Genomic DNA, 1,849 nt, shown 5'->3' with positions numbered 1-1,849 from the left:
GCGGACAGGCGGTTGTACTGTGCTCCAGAGATGTTCAAGCGGCGATCGGAATAATCCGAGAATCGGAAGAATCGGCGACGAACTGCTGGTGCGCTCCTCAGAGATCCTCCCCGTCGACGGGGTGCTCCTATCGGATCACGCGACGATTGATGAATCATCCGTGACCGGTGAACCGATCCCGGCGAACTACCACGCGGGCGACCCACTGCTTTCTGGAACGGTCAACAGCACGACGAGCTTCACGATGCGCGCGCAGAAGGTGGCAGCCGATTCGAACTACGCCTCTATCGTACGGTTGGTCGAGGAGGCCGTGGACTCCCGGGCACCGATGGTGCGACTCGCCGACCGTTATGCGGTGCCGTTCACCATTGTGTCATTGCTGATTGCGGGCTTCGCGTGGTTTCTCAGCGGGGATCCGGTGCGATTTGCCGAGGTGCTCGTCGTGGCGACGCCGTGCCCGCTGCTCATCGCCACCCCGGTCGCGTTCATGGGCGGGATGAGTTCCGCAGCAAAGCTCAACGTCATCATCAAAGACGGTGGCGTGTTAGAGGTGCTCGCCCGGGTCCGTGCAGTCGCATTCGACAAGACCGGCACCTTGACCGAAGGTAAAGCCGACGTCGTCGAGATTCACCCTGCTGCTCGCACCGTAGACGAGACGCTGCAGCTCGCGGCCGCCGCCGAGCAGTACTCCGTGCACGTGTTCGCCGATCCGATCGTGGCATCGGCACGCACACAGCAACTTGAGCTTCCCGAAGTGGTGACGGCCGACGAGGTGGCAACAAACGGTGTCCTCGCCTCCCTGGCAGACGGCACTTCGGTGCGAGTGGGCAAGCCCTCATTTATCGAAGAGGTGACCGGGCCGATCGATCGACCCGTACTCTCAGCTGGGGAGACGGCCGTCTACGTATCGGTCGGTGACGAGCTCGCCGGAGTGATCATCTTGTCCGACCCGATTCGTGAGCAGTCTGCAGACACGGTGTCCCGTCTTCGCCGAGCAGGCGTAGCCGAGATCGCGATGGTGACCGGTGATATCACGTCGACCGCGGAGTCTGTCGCACACGCGGTCGACATTCAGACGGTGCACGCTGAGACCACTCCCCAGACCAAGGTGCGGATTGTGCAGGCGATGCGGCCGAGACCCGTACTCATGGTCGGCGATGGGATCAATGATGCCCCGGTGCTGGCGGCCGCCGATGTCGGTGTTGCGATGGCGGGCAGGGGTGCAACGGTCGCGAGCGAGTCAGCAGCGGCGGTGATCACCTCGAACGACATCGCGCGAGTGGCAGATGTGGCCTATGTCTCGCGGCGCACGGTGCAGATCGCCCTGCAGTCGATCTGGATGGGCATCATCATCTCAGTCGGTTTGATGCTCGTCGCCGCATTCGGCTATTTGCCGGCGGTGGTGGGAGCGCTGCTGCAAGAGATTGTTGACCTTGTGGCCATTCTGTCGGCGCTCCGCGCGCTCCGAGCGCACCGGGGTGCGCGGCGCGAGAGCTCTGCTCGGCGGGAAGTGCCGGTAGGCTAACCCGCGAGGCCGACTCACACAGTCACGATCGGATCAGCCGGTTGACCGCGGCAGTGGACTCCTGAATCTTCTCGTGGGCGGCCTCGTCGCTAAGCTTGGCGGCAGCGAGCACACAGTGCTTCAGGTGATCATCGAGCAGCCCCGTCACCACCCCCTGCAGCGAGCGGGTGAGCGCACTGACCTGGGTCAGAATGTGGATACAGTACTGCTCTTCGTCGATCATGTTCGCGATGCCCCGGGCCAAAGCGGCTCTTCGCAGTTGAGGGTGTAGTCGGGGTTAGCGCGCCGTCGGCCGGATAGGGTCGAGGTCTTCCAGGATGGAAG

1 protein-coding gene and 1 pseudogene are annotated in these 1,849 nt (G+C 63.3%); one reads left to right on the top strand and one right to left on the bottom strand.

The annotated features are described in order from the left end of the window. Nucleotides 1-1,525, top strand: a 1,525-nt coding sequence (locus DEA06_RS16315) for a heavy metal translocating P-type ATPase (protein WP_240607002.1), incomplete at its 5' end; no start/stop codon positions are given. 22 nt (nucleotides 1,526-1,547) lie between these two features. Here DEA06_RS16315 and DEA06_RS16310 read toward each other — a convergent pair. Beyond that, nucleotides 1,548-1,766, bottom strand: a pseudogene (locus DEA06_RS16310) (metal-sensitive transcriptional regulator); the annotation flags it as partial. Between the last annotated feature and the right edge of the window lie 83 nt (nucleotides 1,767-1,849).

Origin of the sequence: Microbacterium sp. Gd 4-13, assembly GCF_003095395.1 — a bacterium.
GTDB lineage: Bacteria > Actinomycetota > Actinomycetes > Actinomycetales > Microbacteriaceae > Microbacterium.
Note: the sequence above shows the minus strand (reverse complement) of the source record. Positions and strands in the feature narration are given on the sequence as shown.